This is a genomic window from Roseateles terrae (assembly GCF_014192155.1).
Taxonomy (GTDB): domain Bacteria; phylum Pseudomonadota; class Gammaproteobacteria; order Burkholderiales; family Burkholderiaceae_C; genus Roseateles; species Roseateles terrae.
The window spans coordinates 18309-42219 of record NZ_JACHXO010000001.1; the positions used below are offsets into that span (position 1 = coordinate 18309).

General features: G+C 65.9%; 23 protein-coding genes and 1 other RNA gene. 10 read left to right on the forward strand and 14 right to left on the reverse strand.

Annotation, left to right across the window (positions count from 1 at the left end):
- Nucleotides 1-7 precede the first annotated feature (7 nt).
- Nucleotides 8-946: an amino acid ABC transporter substrate-binding protein gene (locus FHS28_RS00105; protein ID WP_184293904.1), complete on the forward strand. Its 939-nt coding sequence runs from the start codon at nt 8-10 to the stop codon at nt 944-946.
- An 84-nt stretch (nt 947-1030) separates the two neighbouring features.
- Here FHS28_RS00105 and FHS28_RS00110 read toward each other — a convergent pair whose 3' ends face one another.
- Nucleotides 1031-4438 (reverse strand): sensor histidine kinase, encoded by a 3408-nt coding sequence (locus tag FHS28_RS00110; RefSeq protein ID WP_184293906.1) that lies wholly within the window; start codon nt 4436-4438, stop codon nt 1031-1033.
- A 145-nt stretch (nt 4439-4583) separates the two neighbouring features.
- Between FHS28_RS00110 and FHS28_RS00115 the strand changes: the two genes are divergently transcribed.
- Complete coding sequence (locus tag FHS28_RS00115; protein ID WP_088449638.1) at nt 4584-5081, forward strand: hypothetical protein; 498 nt, start codon at nt 4584-4586, stop codon at nt 5079-5081.
- A 207-nt stretch (nt 5082-5288) separates the two neighbouring features.
- Here the strand turns inward: FHS28_RS00115 and FHS28_RS00120 are convergent, their stop codons facing one another.
- The 5 genes from FHS28_RS00120 to rpsU all read right to left on the reverse strand — a co-directional run bounded on the left by FHS28_RS00120 (nt 5289) and on the right by rpsU (nt 8774).
- Complete coding sequence (locus tag FHS28_RS00120) at nt 5289-6809, reverse strand: TRAP transporter large permease (protein WP_088449783.1); 1521 nt, start codon at nt 6807-6809, stop codon at nt 5289-5291.
- Nucleotides 6809-7417 carry a TRAP transporter small permease subunit gene (locus tag FHS28_RS00125; protein ID WP_088449637.1) on the reverse strand — a complete coding sequence of 203 codons (609 nt, stop codon included), beginning with the start codon at nt 7415-7417 and terminating at the stop codon, nt 6809-6811. Before FHS28_RS00125 ends, FHS28_RS00120 begins: the two co-directional genes overlap by 1 nt.
- 170 nt (nt 7418-7587) lie before the next feature.
- A complete protein-coding gene (locus FHS28_RS00130; RefSeq protein ID WP_088449636.1) occupies nt 7588-7929 on the reverse strand; it encodes a protein tyrosine phosphatase family protein in 342 nt (113 codons plus the stop codon).
- A gap of 69 nt (nt 7930-7998) precedes the next feature.
- Nucleotides 7999-8445, reverse strand: coding sequence for a GatB/YqeY domain-containing protein (locus FHS28_RS00135; protein ID WP_088449782.1), 447 nt, complete (start codon nt 8443-8445; stop codon nt 7999-8001).
- Between the two features lie 116 nt (nt 8446-8561).
- A complete protein-coding gene (rpsU, locus tag FHS28_RS00140) occupies nt 8562-8774 on the reverse strand; it encodes a 30S ribosomal protein S21 (protein WP_012346814.1) in 213 nt (70 codons plus the stop codon).
- 571 nt (nt 8775-9345) lie between these two features.
- On the opposite strand from rpsU, the gene FHS28_RS00145 reads away from it, so the two are divergent.
- A complete protein-coding gene (locus tag FHS28_RS00145; protein ID WP_088449635.1) occupies nt 9346-10371 on the forward strand; it encodes a GGDEF domain-containing protein in 1026 nt (341 codons plus the stop codon).
- Here FHS28_RS00145 and FHS28_RS00150 read toward each other — a convergent pair.
- The 8 genes from FHS28_RS00150 to FHS28_RS00185 form a co-directional block, all read right to left on the reverse strand.
- Nucleotides 10368-10853: an EVE domain-containing protein gene (locus tag FHS28_RS00150; RefSeq protein ID WP_246409369.1), complete on the reverse strand. Its 486-nt coding sequence runs from the start codon at nt 10851-10853 to the stop codon at nt 10368-10370. The two genes, FHS28_RS00145 and FHS28_RS00150, sit on opposite strands and share 4 nt — an antisense overlap.
- A 12-nt stretch (nt 10854-10865) precedes the next feature.
- Nucleotides 10866-11044: non-coding RNA, 6S RNA (gene ssrS / locus FHS28_RS00155), on the reverse strand.
- Between the two features lie 28 nt (nt 11045-11072).
- Complete coding sequence (locus FHS28_RS00160; RefSeq protein WP_088449634.1) at nt 11073-11432, reverse strand: cell division protein ZapA; 360 nt, start codon at nt 11430-11432, stop codon at nt 11073-11075.
- Nucleotides 11429-11647 (reverse strand): cell division protein ZapB, encoded by a 219-nt coding sequence (locus FHS28_RS00165; RefSeq protein ID WP_088449633.1) that lies wholly within the window; start codon nt 11645-11647, stop codon nt 11429-11431. Before FHS28_RS00165 ends, FHS28_RS00160 begins: the two co-directional genes overlap by 4 nt.
- Nucleotides 11648-11726: 79 nt before the next feature.
- Complete coding sequence (nth, locus tag FHS28_RS00170) at nt 11727-12365, reverse strand: endonuclease III (protein WP_088449632.1); 639 nt, start codon at nt 12363-12365, stop codon at nt 11727-11729.
- Between the two features lie 78 nt (nt 12366-12443).
- Nucleotides 12444-13112: an electron transport complex subunit RsxB gene (rsxB, locus tag FHS28_RS00175; RefSeq protein ID WP_310736716.1), complete on the reverse strand. Its 669-nt coding sequence runs from the start codon at nt 13110-13112 to the stop codon at nt 12444-12446.
- Nucleotides 13109-14422 (reverse strand): polyhydroxyalkanoate depolymerase, encoded by a 1314-nt coding sequence (locus tag FHS28_RS00180; RefSeq protein ID WP_088449631.1) that lies wholly within the window; start codon nt 14420-14422, stop codon nt 13109-13111. Before FHS28_RS00180 ends, rsxB begins: the two co-directional genes overlap by 4 nt.
- Before the next feature lie 267 nt (nt 14423-14689).
- Complete coding sequence (locus tag FHS28_RS00185) at nt 14690-15892, reverse strand: amino acid aminotransferase (RefSeq protein ID WP_088449630.1); 1203 nt, start codon at nt 15890-15892, stop codon at nt 14690-14692.
- A gap of 245 nt (nt 15893-16137) precedes the next feature.
- On the opposite strand from FHS28_RS00185, the gene uvrB reads away from it, so the two are divergent.
- The 7 genes from uvrB to hscA all read left to right on the forward strand — a co-directional run bounded on the left by uvrB (nt 16138) and on the right by hscA (nt 23889).
- Nucleotides 16138-18270, forward strand: coding sequence for an excinuclease ABC subunit UvrB (gene uvrB / locus FHS28_RS00190; RefSeq protein WP_088449629.1), 2133 nt, complete (start codon nt 16138-16140; stop codon nt 18268-18270).
- Between the two features lie 441 nt (nt 18271-18711).
- Nucleotides 18712-19245 carry a Fe-S cluster assembly transcription factor gene (locus FHS28_RS00195; protein WP_088449628.1) on the forward strand — a complete coding sequence of 178 codons (534 nt, stop codon included), beginning with the start codon at nt 18712-18714 and terminating at the stop codon, nt 19243-19245.
- 22 nt (nt 19246-19267) lie between these two features.
- Nucleotides 19268-20488, forward strand: a complete 1221-nt coding sequence (locus FHS28_RS00200) for an IscS subfamily cysteine desulfurase (RefSeq protein WP_088449627.1) — start codon at nt 19268-19270, stop codon at nt 20486-20488.
- A 51-nt stretch (nt 20489-20539) separates the two neighbouring features.
- Complete coding sequence (iscU, locus tag FHS28_RS00205; protein WP_088449626.1) at nt 20540-20926, forward strand: Fe-S cluster assembly scaffold IscU; 387 nt, start codon at nt 20540-20542, stop codon at nt 20924-20926.
- A 17-nt stretch (nt 20927-20943) separates the two neighbouring features.
- Nucleotides 20944-21267 carry an iron-sulfur cluster assembly protein IscA gene (gene iscA / locus FHS28_RS00210; RefSeq protein ID WP_088449625.1) on the forward strand — a complete coding sequence of 108 codons (324 nt, stop codon included), beginning with the start codon at nt 20944-20946 and terminating at the stop codon, nt 21265-21267.
- 14 nt (nt 21268-21281) lie between these two features.
- A complete protein-coding gene (gene hscB, locus FHS28_RS00215) occupies nt 21282-21806 on the forward strand; it encodes a Fe-S protein assembly co-chaperone HscB (RefSeq protein WP_088449624.1) in 525 nt (174 codons plus the stop codon).
- Between the two features lie 226 nt (nt 21807-22032).
- On the forward strand, nt 22033-23889 hold the full coding sequence (hscA, locus tag FHS28_RS00220; protein WP_088449623.1) for a Fe-S protein assembly chaperone HscA: 1857 nt from the start codon (nt 22033-22035) through the stop codon (nt 23887-23889).
- Nucleotides 23890-23911 lie beyond the last annotated feature (22 nt).

Below are 23911 nucleotides of genomic sequence, written 5' to 3' on the forward strand. Positions count from 1 at the left end.
CACAGCCATGCGGCCAGCCCCGTCGGCAGTGACTCCGGCACCGGTCAAAGCGGCACCTTCCACCGCCTCCGCCGCGCCCGGCGCTCAGGTGCTGCCGCCTGAAGGCCCCACGCTGACCCGCATCCGTGACACCGGCGTGCTGGTCATGGGCTATCGCCCCGCATCCCTGCCGTTCTCCTACCTGGATGCGCAGCTCAAGCCCATCGGCTACACGGTGGAGCTGTGCGACCGGATCATCCAGGCGCTCAAAGTCCGGCTGAAGCTGCCCGACCTGGAAGTCCGACGCGTCGCCGTGGGCTCCGCCACCCGGTTGCCAATGGTCACCAATGGCACGCTGGATCTGGAATGCGGCATCACCACCAACACCGCCGAGCGGGCGCGCAGCCAGGCGTTCTCGCTGACCATCTTCGTCGCCGAGACCCGCCTGATGACCCGCAATGGCGAGCGGGTGCAGAGCCTGTCCGAACTGCGGGGACGTCCGGTGGTGAGCACCATCGGCACCACCAGCATCCAGCATCTGGCGGCGGTGAATGAACAGCAGCAGCTGGGCATCCGTATCGTCGCCGGCCTGGACGATCCAGATGCGTTCCAGCTGCTGCGCAGTGGTCGCGCCGAGGCGTTCCTGATGGACGATGTGCTGCTGCGCAGCCTGCTGGCGCAGCAGGGCACGGCGGTGTCGGCGCGGGACTATGTGGTGTCGGACCGGGGGCTCACGGTGGAGCCTTATGCCATCGGCCTGAACCGGGATGATCCGGCGTTCAAGGTGATGGTCGACGAGACCATCGCAAACCTCTATCGCACCGGCGAGATCTTCAGCATCTACCGCCGCTGGTTTGAATCGCCGTTGCCCAATTCCGGCGTCAATCTCCAGTTGCCGATGAGCTCGGCCCTGCGGCGTGTGATTGGACAACCCACCGATTCACCGGACCCAGCGCGGTATCGCTGAGAAGGCCTGGCCGATGCCGACATCGCCCTTAGCTCCGCGACCGTCGATATCGCAGGCACCGCCAGGGCGACCCGGCCGCCGCCTTCACCGCGCGACCTTCCTCGAACGCAACAGCGTCCGCAGCGGCCTCGCCAGCCGCACCAGGATGCCCCGCCACTGACGGCGCCGTCGCGCCCGGGCCGCTGGCGCATAGGCCTCGCTGGCCAGCACCCGCACTTCCACCTCGGTGCCGCCCTCCGGCCGGTTGCGGATGCGCAGGCTCCCATGCAGTCGATGGGCCCGCTCGAACATGCCCCGGATGCCATGATGCCCCGGCCGACCCTCGGCGCTGGTGAATTCCGTTGGCATCCCGGCGCCGTCATCGACGATGCGAAGCGTCATCCGACGCGGCTCGTAATGCAACCAGACGCCCAGTTGGGACGCTCCCGCATGCCGCACCGCGTTGCTCAGGGCCTCGCGTCCGATCATCAGCAACTCGTCCTGCACCGTCGGCCGCAGGGCGCGCTCCATGCCTTGCACATCCACCTGCACCGTGACACGGCCGTCGCCATGGGCGGCGGCTGCGGTGGTGAGGTCTTCGCTCAAGGGACCGAAGTGGTGGCGCAGGTCGGACACGCGGTCTCGCGCCGCCAGCAGCAGACGTTCCGCATTGCCCAAGGCGCGCTCGAGCCGGTCATTCAGCTCCGGCTCCTTTACGCGTCGCGCCACGCCATTGAACTGCAGCACCAGTCCTTGCACCCCCTGCAGCAGGGTGTCATGAAGCTCACGAGCGATGCGTTCCCGCTCCCGCAGACGCTCTTCCATGCGCCAGCGCACCTGCCGGGCAATGGCCCGGGTCCGCACGCGATAGGCGCCCCAGCCCAGCACCAGCACCAGCAACACCAGGCCCGCGGCGAAGCTGCGCGTCTGCATCCAGGTCGGCGCAATGTGAAATTCCAGCATCGCGCCGCGGGTGTCCCACACGCCGTCGCCGTTAGCCGCTATCACATGGAAGCGGTATGTCCCCGGCGAGAGGTTGGCGTAGGTCGCCTCGCGGGCATTGCCGGCTTCATGCCAGTCCGGGTCCACCCCCTCCAGCCGATACCGGAAGCGTGCGCGGTCGGCGGCAGCCAGGGTGATGGCGGTGTAGCTGAGCGTCACATGGCGCGTCCCTGCGGGCAGCGTCAGGCCGGGATCGGCACGGAACAGCTGCTCGCCGCTGCGCAGCGCATGGATCTCGGTCAGCGGCGGCTGGTTGTTGCGCGGCACGGTCGCGGGGTCCAGCCAGGCGACGCCGCGGTTGGTGGCAAACCACAGCCGGCCGCGTCGATCCCGCAGCGCGGTGGGCACCATCACCGCCTGCAGTGCGATGCCGGGAAGGCCGTCACGGCGGTCGAAGAGTCGATAGCTGAGCGGCGTGCCGGGGCGTGCGGCGAAATCCCGCAGGTCTTCCGTGCGCACCTGCACGACGCCGCGGCCGCCATTGAGCCAGACGTCGCCGGGCAGGGATTCAACGATGCCGGTGACGTGCCCATACACCGCGTCCACGCTTTGCGTCAGGGTGGTGAAGCGGCGACCGTCGAAGAAGGCGACGCCGTTTTCGCCAGCCACCACCAGACGGCGTTCGGTCACGCTGATGGCGGTGGCGCGGCCGATCGACAGGCCGTCCTGATGGGTCCAGCGGGTCAGGGTGTCGTCGCTCCAGCGCAGCACCTCGTCTTCCTGCGCCATCCACAAGGCGCCGTCCGGGCCGAGCGTCATCGTCTGAGGGGCGTGCAGCTCCCGCAGGCGCGGGTCCAGTTTCACACCGTCGGGCGTGGCGAGGTAGATGCCCTGGTCCTCCACCGAGATCCAGATGCCGCTGCCACCGTCGGGCAGGGCCGCCAGCGGGTTGCCGTCGCGCAGCGCAGGCGGCATGGGAATCTCCCGGGTGGAGACCGCATCGCGGCGGATGAAACGGCCGTTGCTCATCCACCAGAGGGCCCCGTCCGCGGCGCGCAGGGTGTCCCGCGCTGGCACCGGTCCCCGCCATTCGCGCATCGGGCCCGGCGGGTCGGCCTCCAGGGCCGTCTGCGCATTGGCCGCGAGCATGCCGTCGCCATGCGGCACCAGCACGAATCCGCGCAGCGGCGCACCGGAGAGATCCGCCAGGTCATGTAGCCGCGTGCGCTGGAAGCTGGCAAGGCCATTGTTGCTGCCGACCCAGACGGTGCCTTCCCGGTCTTCGATCACCGGCACCACGACCGGTGAACTCAGCCCCTGCTCACGCTCAAAGCGTTGAGGCTGGTCCTGGGGGCCGACGGAGCGGCCGGTGGGAATGGCGGAGGCGGACGGCAGGCGCCAGACGCCGGACCCGGCGACAGTCATCCATACCGATCCGTCGCGGGCAAACAGCAGCTGCTTGGCGGTGGCGAAGGCGGGCGGACGGCGGGCGTCGCGGGGCGCGGGCGGCGCGAGGGCAGGGGAGGCGGCAGGGCTGGCGGACGATGCAGCCACAGGCTTCCCATCAACCGCCGCCACGTCATGGTCTCCAAGCGTGGTCAGGTCCGGCAAGGGCCGCGTCCCCTGGAGGCCTTCACTGATCCACAGCCGTCCATCCAGGTCTTCTGCCACCACCGCGGAGCGCGAGACCGGCAGACCCGAATCGCGGAACTGCCGTTCGCCGGGCAGCAGGTACAGCAGCCGGCGGGAGGTGCAGACCCACAACACGCCGCGGCGGTCCACATGGACGTAATCGACCGCGCTGTCGTTGTAGTTCCAGTCGGCGCCGATGATGCGCCACTGGCCATCCAGATAACGGGCCAGGCCCGTCCCGGCCGCCGCCCAGAGCGCGCCGTCACCCGTCTGCGCGAAATGCAGGATGCGGCCGTTCGGCAGCCCGTCGCGCACGCTGAAGGCCTCGACATGCCCGTCGTGCAAACGGGCTGCGCCGCCGCCGTAGAAGCCCAGCCAGATGTCGCCATCGGGCATCAATTTGAGCGCGTTGATGTTGGTGGAGGGCAGGCGCTGCCCTTCCCGCAAGGGGTAGGGCGAGAAACGCAGACCGTCGAAGCGGAACAGACCCATGCCCGTGCCCAGCCACAGCAGGCCGTTGGCGCCCTGTTCGAGGGTCCAGATGTCGGCAGGCGCGCCTTCATTGACCGCCAGTGGGGTGAAGGCGTAGTCCTGGATGCCGGTGGCGGGCAGGAGCGGCATATCGCGCGGGGGAGGGCGCGGGATGTTCAGTGCCACGTCCCGAGGCCACTGCGGCGGCGCCTGCTGAGACTGCGGCGCCGACGGTGCGGGGGGTGGACCGGATGCCGCCAGCGCTCCAACGCCTGACAGTGCGCCAGCCACCGTCAGCAGCAGCGCATGAAGCGCATGAAGGGCCGGGAGCGGCGGTAACGCCTGTAGCGCCGCTCCCCTGACCGGCCGCAGCGGGCGCGGCCCGGCGCCGGACGCATCGCGCGCGTCGGGCACGTCGATCAGATCGGCAGGAGCGCGCAGGGCGGGGAGAGGGAGTCGGAACTGCATGGACGGGATCCGCCGGCGAGTATGCCACCCCAGCTCCGTGCGCTGGGCGGGTGGCGGGCGGCATGGCGCTTGCCAAGTTCCCTGCATCGGGATCATCCGGCGACTCGCCGGGTGGTCAGTCCTTCAACGTTTTCAGGAGACTGCAATGAACGATTCCAAGCCGCGTGATGCCAATCTGGATCCGATCACCAAGGCACCGGGTGCCCATCCGGTGGGGACCGGCGTCGGTGCTGCCGTGGGCGGCATGGCTGCCGGCGCTGCGGCCGGCACGGTCGTGGGCCCGGTGGGCACGGTGGTGGGTGCTGCCGTCGGCGCTGTGGTCGGCGGGCTGGCCGGCAAGGGCGTGGCCGAGGCGATCGACCCGACCGCCGAACAGGTCTACTGGAAGGACAACTACGCCCAACGTCCTTATGTGGAGCAGGGCACCACCTACGACGACTACGGCCCCGCTTACGCCTATGGCGTGGACGCCTTCAGCCGATATCCGGACCGCGAATTCGAAGACTTCGAAAGCGAACTGCACCGCGACTGGGGCGGCCAGCGCCGGGGTTCGTCGCTGGAGTGGGATCGGGCCCGTCCGGCCGCGCGTGATGCGTGGCAACGGGTGAAGGAAAACTCGGGCATGCCCCCGTCCACTCGTTGATGTGAACCGCACCTCACTTGTCGATGTCATCGACTGACGTCCTTGGGGTGACCTCCATGCGCCGCCCCTGACGTCAACCCTGACGCGCGGCGTCGTTCAGATGCCGATGTGTCAGAAAGCGCCGGCCGCTCCCTCAGGGACGGCCGGCGCATGCATTGAAACGCCAGACATCAACCGTCCGATGTCAGCGCCTCAGCACTGCGACGTTCAGGAAGCGCCCGAGGCGGGCGCCGACGCGGCCGGGGCCACATCAAACAGCTGCGCCGGGTCCTGATCCGACTCCCGCGTCGGGCCGTCCGTACCGGTCGTGTCCAGGTTTTGCAGCATCTCGGTGGCCTTGTCGAGATCGCGCGCTTCTTCCTTGTCGAGGAAAGCGGTCACCGTCACCGGGAAGAAGATCACCACGGCCACCAGCAGCAGCTGCATCAGCACCCATGGGATCGAGCCCATGTAGATGTCGCTGGAGGACACCTTGCGGGGCAGGGCGCCGCTCTTGAACAGGGAATCGGCAATCCCGCGCAGGTAGAACAGGGCAAAGCCGAAGGGCGGATGCATGAAGCTGGTCTGCATGTTCACGCAGAGCATCACGCCGAACCACACCAGGTCGATGCCCATCTTGTGGGCGACCGGGGCCAGCAGCGGCAGAATGATGAAGGCGATCTCGAAGAAGTCGAGGAAGAACGCCAGGAAGAAAATGAAGACGTTCACCGCGATCAGGAAACCCACCTGACCGCCAGGCAGATGGGACAGCTGATGCTCGATCCACGCCCCGCCTTCCACGCCCTGGAACACCAGCGAGAAAGTGCGCGAACCGATCAGGATGAACACCACCATCGCGGTGATGCGCATCGTGCCTTGCATCGCCCCGCGCAGCAGCGGCCAGTTCAATCGTTTGTGCAGGGCGGCGAGCAGAAAGGCGCCCACCGCGCCCATGGCACCCGCCTCGGTCGGCGTGCAGATGGCGGTGTTGAGACCGGGCAGGCCGCCCATCGAGCCCAGCACCGCGAAGATCAGCACGGCGGACGGCACGATGCCCCGCAGGCATTTGCGCCACAAGGCCCAGCCCTGCAGGGTGCGCGCTTCTTTCGGAACACCCGGCACATGGTGCGGCTTGAAGCGCGCCAGCAGGAAGGTGTAGAGCGCAAAGATCAGTACCTGCAGCAGCGACGGGCCCCAGGCGCCCTTGTACATATCCCCCACCGGGCGCCCGAGTTGATCCGCCAGCACCACCAGCACCAGCGAGGGTGGCACCAACTGCGTGATGGTGCCCGAGGCCGCCAGCACGCCGGTGGCATAGCGCATGTGATAGCCGTAGCGCATCATCACCGGCAGGGAAATCATCGCCATGGCGATCACCTGGCCGGCCACGGTGCCGGTGATGGCGCCCAGGATGAAGCCGACGATGATCACCGAATAACCGAGCCCGCCGCGCACCGGGCCGAAGAGCTGGCCCATCGAGTCCAGCATGTCCTCGGCCAGCCCGCATTTCTCGAGCACCGCGCCCATCAGGGTGAAGAAGGGAATGGCCAGCAGCAGGTCGTTGGACAAGATCCCAAAGACGTTCTGCGGCAGGGCGGAGAGGAATTCCGGCGGAAACCATCCCTGGCTCACCGCATACACCCCACAGGCCAGGCCCAGCGCCGCCAGCGAGAAAGCGACCGGAAACCCGATCAGCATGATGAGGATCAACCCCGCGAACATCAGCGGGGGAAACAGCTCCATCGAAATCATTGCAGGGGCCTCTCGTAATGGGTGTCCATCTCGAGGCGGTGCCCCAGCCAGGCGACGCGCTTGATCAGTTCCGACACGCCCTGCAGTGCCAGCATCACAAAGCCGAGCGGCAGCAATGCGGCGGCCGGCCAGCGGATCAGTCCACCGGCATTGCCAGACACTTCCCCGCTGGTGAACAGCTTCCACAGATAGCCGGTCAGGCCCAGCGTTTGCAAACTGTCTTCCGGCCGCATGCCGGTGGTCAGCTTGACCAGGAAGAACTGCCAGGAGAGCCACGCCGCCCAGAGCACCACCGGCATCAGGAAGACCAGCAGGCCGAAGGTGTCGATCAACACCTTGCCGCGGCCAGACAGCCGGCTGTAGATCAGGTCCACCCGCACATGCTCATTCAGGCGCAAGGCTTGCGCCGCGCCCAGCATCACGCAGGCGGCGAACAGATACCACTGGATTTCGAGGAAGGCGTTGGAGCTGAAGTCCAGGCCGTAACGGACCACCGCATTGGTGGCGCTGATGAGGCAGGACAGCAGGACGGCCCAGGCGGCAAGGGTGCCGAAGCGGTCATTGAGGCTGTCGATGCCCCTGGCGATTGCAAGCAGGGCATTCAAGGCAGGTCAGTCTCCAGTCGGACCCTCGACAGGTGGGGTCCTTCAGGACCGTGGATCGGTCCTGCGGAGACTGTAGCCAGGGATGGGGAGGCCGCGAAGCAAATCCCGCGCGGGTGCGGGAAAGTCCTCCCCTGTGGCGGCGCGCGTCCAAAGGACGCGCCAGGCCGGCCTCAGAGCTGCGTGGCGGCGGCGAAAAGCTTCGCGGCGCGCGCGCCGGATCGGCAGAAGGCCAGCACCGGGGAGGGCAGTTCGTCGATCAGCTGGCGCATCGCCTGAATCTCTTCCGGCGATTGATAGCCCCCCTGGACCGGCAGGAACCGGTAGGCCAGACCGGCCGCCTCGGCGGCAGCCTGCATCTGGGCACTGGTCGGCTGGTCCGGCCCCCCTTCGAAGTCCGGGCGATTGTTGATCACGCTCTTGAAACCGGCCTGCGCCAGCGCGGACATGACATCCGGGGTGATCTGCGGAGCAACGCAGAAGTCCTGCGTCAGTTGTTGCACGGTCAGTTCCATGAGGACTCCTGAAGGGGAAGTGGCGACGGCGTCGGGGCCGGGCCGGGGCTCAATGCAGGGGCGGGGCGATCAGCCCGCCAGCGCGGCCTTGACGGCAGCGGAGACCAGGCCCATGTCGGCCTTGCCGGCCAGCTGGGTCTTGACTGCACCCATGACCTTGCCCATGTCGCCGGGGCCCTTGGCGCCCAGATCAGCCACGATGGCGTTCACCGCGGCCTGGATCTCTTCCTGGCTCAGACGCTGCGGCAGGTAGGCCTCCAGCACCTTCACTTCGGCGGTTTCCTTGTCGGCCAGATCCTGGCGACCGGCGGCGCTGAACTGGCTGATGGCGTCCTTGCGCTGCTTGATCAGCTTGTCCACGATGCTCACCAGGGTGGTGTCGTCCACCTCGATGCGCTCGTCCACTTCCTTTTGCTTGACGGCGGCCAGCAGCATGCGGATGGTGCCCAGACGCTCGCTGTCCTTGGCACGCATGGCGGTCTTCATGTCTTCGGTGATTTGTTCTTTGAGGCTCATGGGCATCTCTCCGTGGGAATCATGAATAAGTTCGGTCCGATAAAGCAAAAAAGCCCGCGGCAGCGTCCTGCGCGGGCTTTTTTGAGCTGTTCGGGCCGCTGGTCAGCAGCGCGAGATCAGTACAGCTTCTTGGGCAGCTGCATGCTGCGCACGCGCTTGTAATGACGCTTCACCGCGGCGGCCTTCTTGCGCTTGCGCTCGGCGGTCGGCTTTTCGTAGAACTCGCGGGCGCGCAGCTCGGTGAGCAGGCCCAGCTTTTCAATGGTGCGCTTGAAGCGGCGCAGGGCCACGTCGAACGGCTCGTTTTCTTTGACGCGAATGGTGGTCATGAAAAAAGAATTCCTTCAAATAGCGCTCGGTGTTCGCAAGGATCGCTGCCAACCGAAACCATGAACCTGCCCGAAAGCCTGTTCTCGCCTCTGTCAGCCGGGCTCTCGAAGCGGAGTATCCGGATTCCGCTTCCGAATCGACGCGCAGGGTTTGCCAGCAAAGACGCGGATTCTAGCCTTAATTTTTGGGCCTGACCACCAAACGGCGTAAATCGGGGTGTCGCACCACCGGTGGAAGGGGGTAGATGCCGTAACAAGCGCACATTTGAGAGAGCCAGCCCCCGCGCTGGCGGTGGTGGACGGCTCAGGGAGAGATGGTATCGTGGCCATTCCTCCTGGTGACACGCCGGGCGCGCGCAGAATCAAAAGTTCGCATGGCATTCACGACGTGAGGACGCGTTCCTCTGCCGCGTCTGTCCGCACCCGGGGGTCACGCTAGGATGCGGAGCCCCAAGCTTAGGGGGAGTCAGGCCGGATCATCACCGCCAGGTCTTCCCCGGCTTGATCAGGGCATCTACATTCAACCCATCCACCATTCGACCGCCAGGCCCATCCTGGCCCGGCCCGTCCCATGGAATTTCCTGCCGCCGCGTCTTCTGCGCCTGCCAGCTTCGATGCCTGGCTCGCTACCCTTGGGGCGCCCCAGGCGCCGGTGGCCACGGCACTGCTCAGCCTGATGGAGCCGACCGGGGCCTGCGTCACCGTCAAGTCCATGGCGACCGGGCGTTATGTCTTTGCCAGTGCCGGCATGGCGGAGCTGTTCGGCCGCAGTGAAGACGGTGTGGTCGGCAATACCGACAACGAGCTGATGCGCGTCGATGAAGTCCAGGCCATGCGCCGGGCCGAGCAGGCGACGCTGGCGCAGCGCAGCGTGGTGAGCTCCGAGCACCGGCTGGAGCTGGGCGGCCGTCGCCGGGAAGTCACCGTGACCCGCATTCCGCTGGGCACCGAACACCTGATGGCGCTGTGGAGCGACAAGACCGAAGAGCGCCATCGTGAATCGCACCTGCAGCGGGCGCTGCAGCAACTGGAGCAGCAGCAGAAATCGCTGGAGCAGATGCGCCGCGAATTGCAGCAGGGCAGTGGCCGGGATGAAGTCTCGGGCCTGTACATGCGCGCGCAGTTCGACGACCAGCTGCTGCGCGAGATCGACCTCTCCACCCGCGAGCACCGCGAATTCACGCTGGTGCTGATTGCGCTCGATGCGCAGACCGCAGGCGATGGAGCGCCCTTGACTGCGGAAGCCCGCACCCGGCTGTTGGAAGGGCTGGGTCGCATGCTGCGCGCCAACACGCGCGCGATGGATGCCGCCTGCCGTGTCGGGGAAGATCTGTTTGCCGTGCTGCTGTCGGGCGTGGGTCTGGCCACGGCACACGCCCGCATGGAACAGCTTCGCCGCCAATGCCATGCGCAGATCGTGGTGCTGCACGGCCAGGACCTGGGCCTGTCCCTCTCGATGGGTGTGGCCAGCTTCCCGCATACCGCGTCCCGGCAGGAAGAGCTGCTGCATGCCGCCGAAATGGCGGTCAAGGAAGCGCAGCGCCGCGGGGGCAATCAGGTGGTGCTGGCGTCGATCCCGTTCGGACTGGGCGGCTAAGCCAGCAACTGCTGCACGCGCGCCCATTCCTCGGGCGTGACTGGCGTGATCGACAAGCGGTTGCCTGGCTGCAGCGTGCGCATGCCGGCCAATGCCGGGTCCGCTTTCATCTCCGCCAGTGACAGCAGCCGTGTCTTGCGCACGAAGCGCACATCCACATGCACCCAGCGCGGGGACTGCTTGATCGACTTGACGTCGAAATACGGGCTTGCGGGATCGAACTGCGTCGCATCGGTGTAGGCCAGTCGGCTCACCTCGGCGAAGCCGGCAATGCCGGGCTGCGGGCAGGACGAGTGATAGAACAGCACCCCGTCGCCCAGCCGCATGGCGTCGCGCATGAAATTGCGCGCCTGGTAGTTGCGAACGCCGGTCCAGGGCAGGGTGCCTGCGGCTTCCAGATGATCGATGGAGGCTTCGTCCGGCTCGGACTTCATCAGCCAATATTGCGGCTGCGCCTGCGGACTCGTCTGGGGGAGGGTCATGAAGGGTAAGAGGTGTCCACAGCGAACCGTGAGTCGCATTCCTGAACCCTAGGGGTACAGGTGGGCGAGGTCAGCAAAGCTTCGGGTTCATCTGACGCGAGACGCTCACACCAGCCTTGCAATGTTCCAAGCCCTTGCTCGCGAAAGCATCGGTTCAAGGAAATATAAAACTCACGCGAACGCGGTGGACAGAAAAGATTCTACGCCTGTGCGGACCGCTCAGAGCAGTTGCCCATCTTGCGCAAGGGCTTCATCGATACGCTTCATCAAGAGATCGATTTCGGGTAGGGATTCTGCAGCGGCCGCGTTCGTCGCGGCGAGGTCGGCCGGGACGCCTGACGACGATGGCGAGGACGCTGCAGATTGAGCGGTCTGCGCCGCCGCGTCGCTCAACGAGAAGGCCAGGTTCAGGGCCGCCAGTACCGCAATGCGCTCCCGTGCCTTGATCTTGCCGGAGTCCCGGATGGCGCACATTTCCTTGTCCACCCGCGACACCGCCTTGCTCAGCGCGGCCTCGCCGCCTTCGGGGCAGCCCAGCAGGTAGCTCTGACCCATGATGGTGACTTCCATTTGCTTCATGTGTCGCTCTTCTGCGAGTCAGTGGATTCGAGGGGGAGGCGGTCGAGCAGGGCATCCACACGGGCGCGCGCAGCGGCCAGTCGAGAGCGGAGGCTGTCCCGCTCCACCGTCAGGGCCTGGACCTGTTCCTGGAGCAGGCTGTTGGTCCGCGTGAGCTCTTCATGGCGTACGAGCAGGCGCTCCACACGATCGACAAGGTCGTTCAAGCTGGGCATGGTGGCAGGAGTCCGTCAGATAAATCGATGTGGCATCGCGGCCATCGCAATTGTAGGCGTCGCAACCCGTTTGACAGCCTCAACGGGCCCCAGCCAGGGGGGCGCTGTCACATTCGGAAACGACTGCGCAGCGCTCGCACCAAGGGCGGCGAGCCTGGCACACATAGCGCCCATGCAGGATCAGCCAGTGGTGGGCATCCACCATGAATTCAGCGGGCACCCGTGCCAGCAACTGCTGCTCCACCTCCAGCACATTTTTGCCAGGCGCAAGACCGGTGCGGTTGCTGACGCGGAAGATGTGGGTGTCCACCGCCATGGTGGCTTCGCCAAAGGCGACATTCAGCACCACATTGGCGGTCTTGCGGCCGACGCCGGGCAAGGCTTCGAGTGCTTCGCGGCTGCGCGGCACCTGGCCGCCATGCTGGTCGACCAGCATGCGGCAGGTGGTGTAGAGGTTGCGCGCCTTGGTCTTGTACAGGCCAATGGTCTTGATGAAGTCCGCCAGCCGTTCCTCGCCGAGGTCAAGGATCTTCTGCGGGGTGTTGGCCACCACAAAGAGCCGGCGCGTTGCCTTGTTGACGCCCACATCGGTCGCCTGGGCCGACAGCAGCACGGCGGCCAGCAACTCGAAGACGCTGGCGTATTCCAGCTCGGTTTGCGGCGAGGGATTGGCCCGGCGCAAGGTCTCGAAAAAGGTCTGGATCTGCTGACGGTTCATCGTTCAGGGCCCCTGGGTCCGGGCACGGTTCTGGACAATCGATCTGCACCTGACGAACGGCGCTTCCACGCCGCCGCGTCAAGCACCGCGCTTGGCCCTTGCACGCGCCAGGGCAGCTTCGATCACGGCGCGTTTGCGGTCGAGTTGCACCGGATCGGTCAGCTTGGACGCCTCTTCCAGATGCTCGAGTTTGTGCTGCGCCTTGGCTTCCAGCGCTTCGTCGTGCTCGCGCTGCTGCCGCACGACCCGCAGCTCATGGGCGCGGTAGCGGGAGCGAGCCACGTCCGCCTGTGCCGGGCTCCAGGCATCCCAGCCGGTGCGGCCCAGGGTGACATTCTTGAGCGAGATGCAGTCGACGGGGCAGACCGGAATGCACAGCTCACAGCCGGTGCAGTCTTCTTCCAGCACCACATGCATCTGCTTGTTGCTGCCCAGGATCGCATCCACCGGGCAGGCCTTGATGCACAGCGTGCAGCCGATGCACCAGTCTTCATCAATCACCGCCAGGCGCAGCGGGCCTTCCACCCCATGCTCCGCATTCAAGGGGACGACGGGCTGACCGGTCACGGCCGCGAGGCGGCGGATGCCTTCCGCGCCGCCGGGTGGGCACTGGTTGATCGGCGCCTCGCCGTGGGCGATGGCGTGGGCGTAGGAATGGCAGTCGGGATAGCCGCAGCGGGTGCACTGCGTCTGCGGCAAGGCCTGGTCCAGTTGATGGACCAGGGCCTCCAGGGCTTGGGAATTCACTCGGTCGTCTGGCGCTGGCGGCTGGTCTTGGTGGACGAGCGCCGGGGCGCGGCTGTCTGATGCAACGGGGCTGCATCGTACTTGGCAATGAAGTCGCGCACGGTGGGATAGACCTTCTCGCGCCAGCGGCGGCCGGAGAAGATGCCGTAGTGACCGGCGCCGATGGCGTCGTAATGCCGCTGATGCTCGGGCGCAATGCCGCTGCACAGTTCATGTGCGGCGCGGGTCTGGCCGGCGCCGGAGATGTCGTCAAGCTCGCCTTCCACCGTCAGCAGGGCAGTCTCGTGGATGTCCTGCGGGCGCACCCGCTGGCCGCCCACGTCCCAGGTGCCGTTGACCAGGGCAAAGTCCTGGAAGACGGTGCGGATGGTGTCCAGGTAATACTCCGCCGGCATGTCCAGCACCGCGTTGTATTCGTCGTAGAAGCGCCGGTGGGATTCGGCGCTGTCGTCATCGCCGCGCACCAGATCGAGGAAGTAGTCGTAGTGCGAGGTGAGGTGGCGGTCCGGATTCATCGCCACAAAACCGGTGTGCTGGAGGAAGCCGGGATACACGCGGCGGCCTTCGCCCGGATAGTTGGTCGGCACCCGGTGGATCACGTTGTTCTCGAACCAGCTGTAGCTCTTGTTCATCGCCAGATTGTTCACGGCGGTGGGGCTGCGCCGGGCATCGATCGGGCCGCCCATCATCGTCATCGAGCGCGGCGTCGCCTCGCCGTTGCTGGCCATCAGCGAAATGGCCGCCAGCACCGGCACGGTGGGCTGGCAGACGGAGATGACGTGGCAGTCCTCGCCGACGTGGCGGATGAAGTCCTGCACGTAGTAGATGTAGTCGTCCAGATGGAAGGCGCCCTGGTCGAGCGACACCATGCGGGCGTCCGTCCAGTCGGTGATGTAGACCTTGTGGTCCTTGAGCAGTTGACGCACCGTGTCCCGCAGCAGCGTGGCGTGGTGGCCTGAAAGCGGCGCCACCACCAGCACGGTGGGTTGGGATTTCATCTTGGCCAGGACGGTTTCATTGTCGCTGTAGCGCTTGAAGCGCAGCAGGCGACAGAAGGGTTTCTCCAGCGCCACCAGTTCCTGCACGGCCACGTCGACGCCGTCCACCTGCACCGACGGGATGTTGAATTCCGGCTTTTCGTATTCCTTCGCCAGCCGGTGCATCAGGTCCAGCCCGGCAGACATGCGCTGGGAGGCAGGCATGTGGGAGAAGGGCGACAGCGGATGGCTGTAGAGCTTGGCAGCGGCGCTCGCGAATTCGGCGAACGGGCTCATCAGCGCGCGCTGGGTTTCATAGAGCTGGTAAAGCATCTGGCGACCCCTACGGAAAAGCGGTGGACCTGGACAGGGACCAGAGCGGATGCTCCGGTGATTGTGCGATGCAGCAATTCTAGGACGGTACCGGGCTCAGTGTCCGCCGCGAATGCGACATCCGCGCGGTCAGCAGGGCGGTGCAGGCCGCTTCCGGCGGCTTTTCGTCACACATGCGGGGGAAATCGCCGGGAACGACACGGCGCCGACCAAAAAAAAGCCGACCCGCGGAGGCGGGCCGGCCCTGATCTGGCTGAAAGGAAGGGCTTAAGCCTTCTTCACCGCGGCGATGGCGGCCGCCACCGCCTTGATGTTCTTGCTGTTCAGCGCCGCCACGCAGATGCGGCCCGAGTCCACACCGTAGATGCCGAATTCGCTACGCAGGCGCTGCATCTGCTCCACGCTCAGGCCCGAGTAGCTGAACATGCCCTTCTGGCGGGTGATGAAGTTCAGGTCGTCGGTAATGCCGGCGGCCTTGAGTTCCTGCACCAGGGCTTCGCGCATCTGGCGGATGCGCACCCGCATGCCGCCCAGTTCCTCTTCCCACTGCGCACGCAGGGCCGGGGTGGACAGCACCGTGGCCACCACCTGGGCGCCGTGCGTCGGCGGATTGGAATAGTTGGTGCGGATCACGATCTTGAGCTGGCTCAGCACCTTGGTGGTTTCTTCGGCGGTGCTGCACACCACGCTCAGGGCGCCCACGCGCTCGCCATACAGCGAGAAGCTCTTGGAGAAGCTGGTGGAAACAAAGAAGTCCAGGCCGGCGGCCAGGAACTGGCGGATGACCGCGCCGTCTTCGGCGATGCCTTCGCCAAAGCCCTGGTAGGCCATGTCCAGGAAGGGCACGAGGCCCGCGGTCTTGACGGCTTCCACCACCTGTTCCCACTGGGCGCTGCTCAGGTCGTAGCCGGTCGGGTTGTGGCAGCAGGCGTGCAGCACCACGATGGTGCCGGCAGGAGCGGCCTTCAGCGCGGCCAGCATGCCGTCGAAGTGGATGCCGCGGTTGGCGGCGTCGTAATACGGGTAGGTCTCGACCTGGAAACCCGCGCTCGTGAACAGCGCGCGATGGTTTTCCCAGGACGGGTCGGAAATCAGCACCTTGGCCGACGGGTTGAGCTTCTTCAGGAAGTCCGCACCGACCTTCAGGCCGCCAGTGCCGCCCAGCGCCTGCACCGTGGCCACGCGCTTGGTCTTCACCACGTCGGAGTCGGCGCCAAACACGAGACCCTGCACCGCCTGGTCATAGGCGGCAATGCCATCGATCGGCAGATAGCCGCGGGCCTTCGGGGCAGCGAGCATCTGCGATTCGGCGGCGGCCACGCAGGCCAGCAGCGGCAGCTTGCCGTTGTCGTCGTAATAAACGCCCACGCCCAGATTCACCTTGTTGGGATTGGGGTCGGCATTGAATTGCTCGTTGAGCCCCAGGATGGGGTCGCGGGGGGCCATGGCGACGGCGGCGAACAGGGACATGAGGTTTCCTGACAGGTGTGCTGACACTACGCTGGCACGAGCGGCGGCGAGAATATGCGCCGTCACCCAGCCAACCAGGCAGAGAAGCAGAGAAGCAAATAAGAGCTTGACGGGTTTGCTACGCTGTACCGTTGGTTGCCCAACGCAGCCTGCCGATTGTAGGCAGGGAATGGGCGTTGCCCAGGGATTACCCGATGAGTCGTACCACTGTTGCCAAGACCCTTGCTGCCGCCCGTGGCGGTGCCATGTCCGCGTCCGAAGCCGATGCCCTCGGGCCCGGCCAGGAAGCGGCGGGTGCCGGCGCCGAGCTGCCGAAGGGCGAATTCGTTGCTTTCGAAGGCTCCCCGTTCCAGCTGTTCCAGCCGTATCCGCCGGCGGGCGACCAGCCCACGGCCATTCAGCAGCTGGTGGAAGGGGTGCAGGACGGCCTCAGCTTCCAGACGCTGCTGGGCGTGACTGGCTCGGGCAAGACCTTCACCATGGCCAACACCATTGCCCGGCTGGGGCGGCCGGCCATCGTGTTTGCGCCCAACAAGACCCTGGCCGCGCAGCTCTACAGCGAATTCCGGGAATTCTTTCCGAAGAATGCGGTGGAGTATTTCGTCAGTTATTACGACTACTACCAGCCCGAAGCCTATGTGCCACAGCGCGATCTGTTCATCGAGAAGGACAGCGCGATCAACGAGCAGATCGAGCAGCTGCGCCTCTCCTGCACCAAGAGCCTTCTGGAGCGGCGTGATGTGATCATCGTCGCCTCCGTGTCGGCCATCTACGGTATTGGCAATCCGAGCGACTATCACCAGATGGTCATGACCCTGCGCGTGGGCGACAAGATGGGCCAGCGGGATGTCATCGCCCAGTTGGCGCGCATGCAGTACACCCGCAACGAGACCGAATTCACCCGGGGCCATTTCCGGGTGCGCGGCGACACCATCGATGTGTTCCCGGCGGAGCATTCGGAACTCGCCCTGCGCATCGAGCTCTTTGACGACGAAGTGGACGGCCTGCAGCTCTTCGACCCGCTGACCGGCCACATCCGTCAGAAGATTCCCCGCTTCACCGTTTACCCGTCCAGCCATTACGTGACGCCGCGGGACCGGGTGGTCGCCGCCATGGAGACCATCAAGGAAGAGCTGCGGGAGCGCGTGGCCCATTTCGTCAAGGAAGGCAAACTGGTGGAAGCCCAGCGGCTGGAGCAGCGCACCCGTTTCGACCTGGAAATGCTGCAGGAAGTCGGCCACTGCAAGGGCATCGAGAACTACACCCGGCACCTGTCTGGCGCCGCGCCGGGCGAGCCGCCGCCGACCCTGGTGGACTATCTGCCGCCCGACGCGCTGATGTTCCTGGATGAAAGCCACGTGCTGATTGGCCAGTTCGGCGCCATGTACAACGGCGACCGTGCGCGCAAGACGACGCTGGTGGAATACGGTTTCCGCCTGCCCTCGGCCATGGACAACCGCCCGCTGAAGTTCGAAGAGTACGAACGCAAGATGCGGCAGGCGATTTTTGTCTCGGCCACGCCGGGCGACTATGAAAAGCGCCAGGCCGGCCAGGTGGTCGAGCAGGTGGTGCGGCCCACCGGGCTGGTGGATCCGATCGTCGAAGTGCGGCCGGCCGTGCATCAGGTGGACGATGTGCTGCAGGAGATCCGTGATCGCGTCGAGATCAACGAGCGGGTGCTGATTACGACGCTGACCAAGCGCATGGCCGAGCAGCTGACCGAATATCTCAGCGACAACGGCGTCAAGGTGCGTTATCTGCATTCGGACGTGGATACGGTCGAGCGGGTGGAGATTCTGCGCGACTTGCGGCTGGGGACCTTCGACGTGCTGGTGGGGATCAACCTGCTGCGGGAGGGCCTGGACATTCCGGAAGTCTCCCTGGTGGCGATTCTGGATGCCGACAAGGAAGGCTTCCTGCGGGCTGAACGCAGCCTGATCCAGACCATTGGTCGCGCGGCGCGGAACGTCAATGGCAAGGCCATCCTCTATGCGGACCGCATCACCGAATCGATGCGCAAGGCCATCGGCGAAACGGAACGTCGCCGGGCCAAGCAGATCGAGTTCAATGCGGCCAATGGCATCACCCCCCGAGGGGTGATCAAGCGGATCAAGGAATTGATCGAGGGGGTCTACAGCGACAAGCCCGGCCGCGACGATGTCAAGCTGATCGAGCAGACGGCCGAAGTGGAGGCCATGAGCGAGCGCGACCTCAGCAAGCGCATCACCCAGCTGGAGAAGCAGATGCTGGAGCATGCTCGCAACCTCGAGTTCGAGAAGGCGGCGCGGCTGCGCGATCAGTTGTCCCAGCTCAAGGAGCAGGCGTTTGGCGCGGCGGTGCACGACAACGTGGTGCCCATCACCAGCGCCAAAGGGTGAGGCCACCGCGATTCGAGTCATTTCGGTGGGAAGTTCGCTGCCGTGGCCGGGGTCCGTCTCGACGACCGTGGAACGAGTCCACGGACACTGCGCCTTAGCCCGCCAAAACCCCACCTCAAGCAGGGATGCTCCAGGCGCCGTCCCTGGCGTTCGTGGCGTCTGGGGCCGTCCCAGGTCCGCTGTTCGCGCGCTTGCCCTCGCATTGACACGTCTTCGCGGCGACCAAGCGCCATTTCGTCACATCTCTAACCGAAAAACGCATCCCGCGCGGGGGCGGCTCCGGCCACCCTGCCGGCGCCCTGGGGTCGCCCGGGCAAGAATCTCCATAACCTAGTAGAATGCTCGGACATAGCAAGGGGTTAACCCTGCTGCGTGAGTCAGTCCGGAGTCCCGGGCTGTTGCCTCAGGTCCTGATGCCTTCATCGGCCAAGGAGAAGTTCGATGCGTCTCACCACCAAAGGTCGTTTTGCTGTTACCGCGATGATTGATCTGGCGCTGCGCGAAAACAGCGGCCCGGTCGCGTTGGCGGCCATCAGCCAGCGCCAGCAGATTTCGCTGTCCTATCTGGAACAGCTGTTCGGCAAGCTGCGCCGTCATCAACTGGTGGAAAGCACCCGTGGTCCTGGCGGCGGCTATTCCCTGGGTCGTCGCTCCGACGAGATCACCGTGGCCGACATCATCGTGGCAGTGGATGAACCCATCGACGCCACCGGCTGCGGCGGCAAGGAAAACTGCATGGGCGACGACACCGGACGGTGCATCACCCACGACCTGTGGACCGCGCTCAACAACAAGATGATCGAGTACCTCGACTCGGTCACGCTGCGCAAGCTGGTGGATGACCAGCTGGCCAAGGGTGTCACCGTGGAAGAAGCGCCGATCAAGCGGGCCATTTCCAGCACGCCGGTCGTCAAGCCGATCCGCATCACCGCCCCCAATTCCGTGTTCGCCCTGGGCAATGCCCTGAGCAAGTAAAGCCACCAGAAGACCTGTTCCCATGGACATGACCCCGCATTTCCCCATTTACATGGATTACGGCGCCACGACGCCGGTGGATCCGCGCGTCGTGGACGCGATGATTCCCTGGCTGCGCGAGCACTTCGGCAACCCGGCTTCTCGCAGCCACGCCTGGGGCTGGGAAGCGGAAGAAGCCGTGGAGAAGGCCCGTGGCCAGGTGGCCGCTCTGATCAATGCCGACCCTCGCGAGATCGTCTGGACCTCCGGGGCCACCGAGTCCAACAACCTCGCCATCAAGGGCGCGGCGCAGTTCTACAAGAGCCGCGGCAAGCACCTGATCACCATCAAGACCGAGCACAAGGCGGTGCTGGACACCACCCGCGAGCTGGAGCGCCAGGGTTTTGAGGTGACCTACCTGGACGTCCAGGAGAACGGCCTGATCGACCTGGACGTGCTCAAGGCGGCCATTCGCCCGGACACCATCCTGATCTCGGTCATGTTCGTGAACAACGAAATCGGCGTGATCCAGGACATCCCCACCATCGGTGCAATGTGCCGGGAGAAGGGCATCGTCTTCCATGTGGACGCTGCCCAGGCCACCGGCAAGGTGGAGATCGACATGGCCACGCTGCCGGTCGACCTGATGAGCCTGGCTTCCCACAAGAGCTACGGCCCCAAGGGCATCGGCGCGCTGTATGTGCGCCGCAAGCCCCGGGTGCGCCTGGAAGCACAGATGCACGGCGGGGGCCATGAGCGCGGCCTGCGTTCGGGCACGCTGCCCACCCACCAGATCGTCGGCATGGGCGAAGCTTTCCGCATCGCCCGTGAAGAGATGGCCACCGAACTGCCTCGCATCAAGGCGCTGCAGCAGCGTCTGCTGGACGGCCTGAAGGACATCGAGCAGGTGTTCATCAACGGCGACCTGACCCGCCGCGTGCCCCACAACGTCAACGCCTCCTTCAACTTCGTCGAAGGCGAGTCGCTGATCATGGGCATCAAGGGCATCGCCGTGTCCTCCGGCTCGGCCTGCACCTCGGCCAGCCTGGAACCCAGCTACGTGCTGCGCGCCCTGGGCCGCAGCGACGAACTGGCCCATTCCTCCCTGCGCATGACCATCGGCCGCTTCACCACCGAAGAAGAGATCGATTACGCCATCTCGCTGCTGAAGGACCGGGTCGCGAAGCTGCGCGAACTCTCGCCCCTGTGGGACATGTACAAGGAAGGCGTTGACATCAGCACCATCCAGTGGGCCGCCCACTGATCCGCTGAAACGACCCATCGGGACCTTTCAAAAAAACGTTGGAGAACGACCATGGCATACAGTGACAAAGTGCTGGACCACTACGACAACCCCCGCAACGTTGGCGCCTTCGAAAAGGGCGACGAGTCGGTGGGTACCGGCATGGTGGGCGCGCCCGCCTGCGGCGACGTGATGCGCCTGCAGATCAAGGTGAATCCGGCCACCGGCCTGATCGAGGACGCCAAGTTCAAGACCTACGGCTGCGGCTCGGCCATTGCGTCCAGCTCGCTGGTGACGGAATGGGTCAAGGGCAAGTCCCTGGACGAAGCCCTGACCATCAAGAACACCCACATCGCCGAAGAACTGGCGCTGCCGCCGGTGAAGATCCACTGCTCCATCCTGGCGGAAGACGCCATCAAGGCGGCGGTGGACGATTACCGCGCCAAGCACGCCCAATAAGGCGGGCGGGATCCATCATGTCTGTCACTCTGACTGAAGCCGCGGCGCGCCATGTGACGCGCTACATCTCCAAGCGGGGACGCGGCGTGGGTGTGCGCCTGGGTGTGAAGACCACCGGCTGCTCGGGCCTGGCCTACAAGCTGGAATATGCCGACGAGGTGTCGCCGGAAGACGTGATCTTCGAGGGCCACGGCGTGAAGGTGCTGGTGGACCCGAAGAGCCTGCCTTACCTGGACGGGACCGAGCTGGACTTCGTGCGCGAAGGCCTGAACGAAGGATTCAAGTTCCGCAACCCGCGCGAAAAAGATCGCTGCGGCTGCGGCGAATCCTTCCGGATCTAGGCGGCTGACCGGCTGTGAAACTGGACGACGACGACTTCGCCCTGTTCGGCTTGCCGGCTCGGTTTGAGCAGGACAGTGCCGAGATCGCCGCCCGCTGGAAAGCGCTGGCGGCGAAGGTGCATCCGGACAAGTTCGCTGCGGAAGGCGCCGCTTCCCAGCGCCTCGCGATGCAGTGGTCGCTGCGGGTCAACGAGGCCTATCAGCGTCTGAAGGATCCGCTCAAGCGGGCCGCCTACCTGTGCGAGCTGCGGGGTGCGCCCATCGAAGCCAACGAGAACACCGCCATGCCGGCGGCGTTCCTGATGGAACAGATGGAATGGCGCGAGTCGCTCGACGAGGCCCGGGACAGCAGCGCCATCCTGGCCATCGACCGCGAAGTCGCCAGCCGTGAACGCAGCCTGCTCACCCAGGCCGGCACCGCTCTCGACCAGCGCCAACAGCCGCAGGAAGCCGCCCAGGCGGTCCGCGCCCTGATGTTCCTCACCCGTTTTCGCGCCGATATCGACCGACGTCTGGAATCCCTGGATCCCGCGACCTGAACCTGCCGTCCGAACCTGAACCCGAAGCCGATCGTTTCCGGCGGTGGGCTCGCCGTCTGCGGTCCGGTCGCTCTCCGGTCGCTTCCCGGTCCCCTTCCGGTTGCCTTCTGGTCGCGGTCCTGCCGCACAGAGGCAGCCGGGCCTGCGATTCGTGTTCGTCGCAGGCTGATTCGACCGGGATCGCGCTGACCATCGACGCCCCATAGAACAACAAAGAGTCCCCACCATGGCCTTGCTCCAGATTTCCGAACCCGGCGCCTCGCCCGATCCGCATCAGCGCCGCATTGCCGTCGGCATTGACCTGGGCACCACCCATTCCCTGGTGGCCGCCATGCGCCATGGCCTCTCGGAATGCCTGCCGGACGAGCAGGGGCGGGTGATCCTGCCCTCCGCCGTGCGCATCCTGCCGGAAGGTCGCCGGCAGATCGGCTTTGATGCCCTGGCTGCCCAGGCGGACGATCCGGAAAACACCCTGGTGTCCGTCAAGCGCTTCATGGGCCGTCGGGTGGCCGATGTGGTGGGTCGCGAGCAACTGCCCTACCAGTTCGAAGACACGCCCGGCATGCTCAGTCTGGTGACGCGGGAAGGCCCGAAGTCGCCGGTGGAAATCTCCGCCGAGATCCTGGCCACGCTGCGCCAGCGGGCGGAAGACACCTTCAATGACGATCTGTTCGGCGCGGTCATCACCGTGCCGGCCTACTTCGACGACGCGCAGCGTCAGGCCACCAAGGATGCCGCCGAACTGGCGGGCCTGAATGTGCTGCGCCTGATCAACGAGCCCACCGCCGCTGCCATCGCCTATGGCCTGGACAACGGCAGCGAAGGCCTCTATGCCGTCTATGACCTCGGCGGCGGCACCTTTGACATCTCCCTGCTGCGCCTGACCCGCGGTGTGTTCGAAGTGGTGGCCACCGGCGGCGATGCGCAGCTGGGCGGCGACGATTTCGACCGCCTGCTGGCCGATTGGGCCCTGCAGCAGGCCGGCCTCACGGTGAGCACCGCGCAGGACAAACGCCGCGTCCTGGTGGCGGCCCGCGCCGCGAAAGAAGGGCTGACGGATCAGCCGCAGGTGACGCTGAGCGCCGCGCTGGACGCCGGCCGCCTGTCGGTGCCGGTCACCCGCGATCAGTTCGATACGCTCACCCGCGCGCTGGTCGACAAAACCCTGCTCGCGGTGCGCCGCGTGCTGCGCGATGCCAAGGTCACCGCCGAAGAGGTGCAGGGCACGGTGATGGTCGGCGGTTCCACCCGCATGCCGGTGGTGCGCCGCGCCGTCGGCGAGCTGTTCGGCCGCGAAGTGCTGACCAACCTGAATCCCGACGAGGTTGTGGCCCTGGGCGCCGCCGTGCAGGCCAACCAGCTGGCCGGCAACAGCGCCGATGGTGAGATCCTGCTGCTGGACGTGATTCCGCTGTCCCTGGGTCTGGAGACCATGGGCGGGCTGGTGGAGCGCATCATCGAGCGCAACGCCACCATCCCCGTGGCCAAGGCCCAGGACTTCACCACCTTCAAGGACGGCCAGACGGCCCTGGCGGTGCATGTGTTGCAGGGCGAGCGCGAACTGGTGAGCGAGTGCCGCTCGCTGGCCCGCTTCGAGCTGCGGGGCATCCCGCCGATGGCTGCCGGCGCCGCCCGCATCCGCGTCAGCTTCCAGGTGGATGCGGATGGTCTGCTGAGCGTCTCCGCCCGTGAAATGAATTCCGGTGTCGAAGCCGCGGTGCAGGTCAAGCCCAGCTATGGCCTCTCGGACGACCAGATCGCCAACATGCTGCGTGAAGGCTTTGCCAGCGCAGAGAGCGACATGCAGGCCCGCAAGCTGCGGGAAGCCCGGGTCGAAGCCGAGCGCATGCTGCTCGCCACCGCCTCGGCGCTGAAGGCGGACGGCGACCTGCTGAACGATGACGAGCGCCAGGCCATTGCGTCGCTGGAAGCCGAGCTGCGTACGCTGGCTCAGTCGGAGGATGCCGATGCGATCACCGGCGCCGTCGAGGCGCTGGCCAAGGGCACCGAAGGCTTCGCCGCTGCGCGCATGAACCGCGGCATCCAGCAGGCCCTGACCGGCCGCAGCATCGATTCGGTCTGACCCAGGCAGCCCCCGCGCCCCA

Excerpts from the sequence above, each read along its gene's own strand:
- FHS28_RS00130 (WP_088449636.1), bottom strand. The coding sequence starts at position 7,929 with ATGGAACTGACCGTGCAACAACTGACGCAGGACTTCTGCGTTGCTCCG.
- hscA (WP_088449623.1), top strand. The coding sequence starts at position 22,033 with ATGGCCTTGCTCCAGATTTCCGAACCCGGCGCCTCGCCCGATCCGCAT.
- iscA (WP_088449625.1), top strand. The coding sequence starts at position 20,944 with ATGTCTGTCACTCTGACTGAAGCCGCGGCGCGCCATGTGACGCGCTAC.
- FHS28_RS00115 (WP_088449638.1), top strand. The coding sequence starts at position 4,584 with ATGAACGATTCCAAGCCGCGTGATGCCAATCTGGATCCGATCACCAAG.
- nth (WP_088449632.1), bottom strand. The coding sequence starts at position 12,365 with ATGAACCGTCAGCAGATCCAGACCTTTTTCGAGACCTTGCGCCGGGCC.
- FHS28_RS00195 (WP_088449628.1), top strand. The coding sequence starts at position 18,712 with ATGCGTCTCACCACCAAAGGTCGTTTTGCTGTTACCGCGATGATTGAT.
- FHS28_RS00165 (WP_088449633.1), bottom strand. The coding sequence starts at position 11,647 with ATGCCCAGCTTGAACGACCTTGTCGATCGTGTGGAGCGCCTGCTCGTA.
- FHS28_RS00160 (WP_088449634.1), bottom strand. The coding sequence starts at position 11,432 with ATGAAGCAAATGGAAGTCACCATCATGGGTCAGAGCTACCTGCTGGGC.
- rpsU (WP_012346814.1), bottom strand. The coding sequence starts at position 8,774 with ATGACCACCATTCGCGTCAAAGAAAACGAGCCGTTCGACGTGGCCCTG.
- FHS28_RS00135 (WP_088449782.1), bottom strand. The coding sequence starts at position 8,445 with ATGAGCCTCAAAGAACAAATCACCGAAGACATGAAGACCGCCATGCGT.
- FHS28_RS00185 (WP_088449630.1), bottom strand. The coding sequence starts at position 15,892 with ATGTCCCTGTTCGCCGCCGTCGCCATGGCCCCCCGCGACCCCATCCTG.
- iscU (WP_088449626.1), top strand. The coding sequence starts at position 20,540 with ATGGCATACAGTGACAAAGTGCTGGACCACTACGACAACCCCCGCAAC.
- FHS28_RS00145 (WP_088449635.1), top strand. The coding sequence starts at position 9,346 with ATGGAATTTCCTGCCGCCGCGTCTTCTGCGCCTGCCAGCTTCGATGCC.
- uvrB (WP_088449629.1), top strand. The coding sequence starts at position 16,138 with ATGTCCGCGTCCGAAGCCGATGCCCTCGGGCCCGGCCAGGAAGCGGCG.
- FHS28_RS00105 (WP_184293904.1), top strand. The coding sequence starts at position 8 with ATGCGGCCAGCCCCGTCGGCAGTGACTCCGGCACCGGTCAAAGCGGCA.
- FHS28_RS00150 (WP_246409369.1), bottom strand. The coding sequence starts at position 10,853 with ATGACCCTCCCCCAGACGAGTCCGCAGGCGCAGCCGCAATATTGGCTG.
- FHS28_RS00110 (WP_184293906.1), bottom strand. The coding sequence starts at position 4,438 with ATGCAGTTCCGACTCCCTCTCCCCGCCCTGCGCGCTCCTGCCGATCTG.
- FHS28_RS00200 (WP_088449627.1), top strand. The coding sequence starts at position 19,268 with ATGGACATGACCCCGCATTTCCCCATTTACATGGATTACGGCGCCACG.
- FHS28_RS00180 (WP_088449631.1), bottom strand. The coding sequence starts at position 14,422 with ATGCTTTACCAGCTCTATGAAACCCAGCGCGCGCTGATGAGCCCGTTC.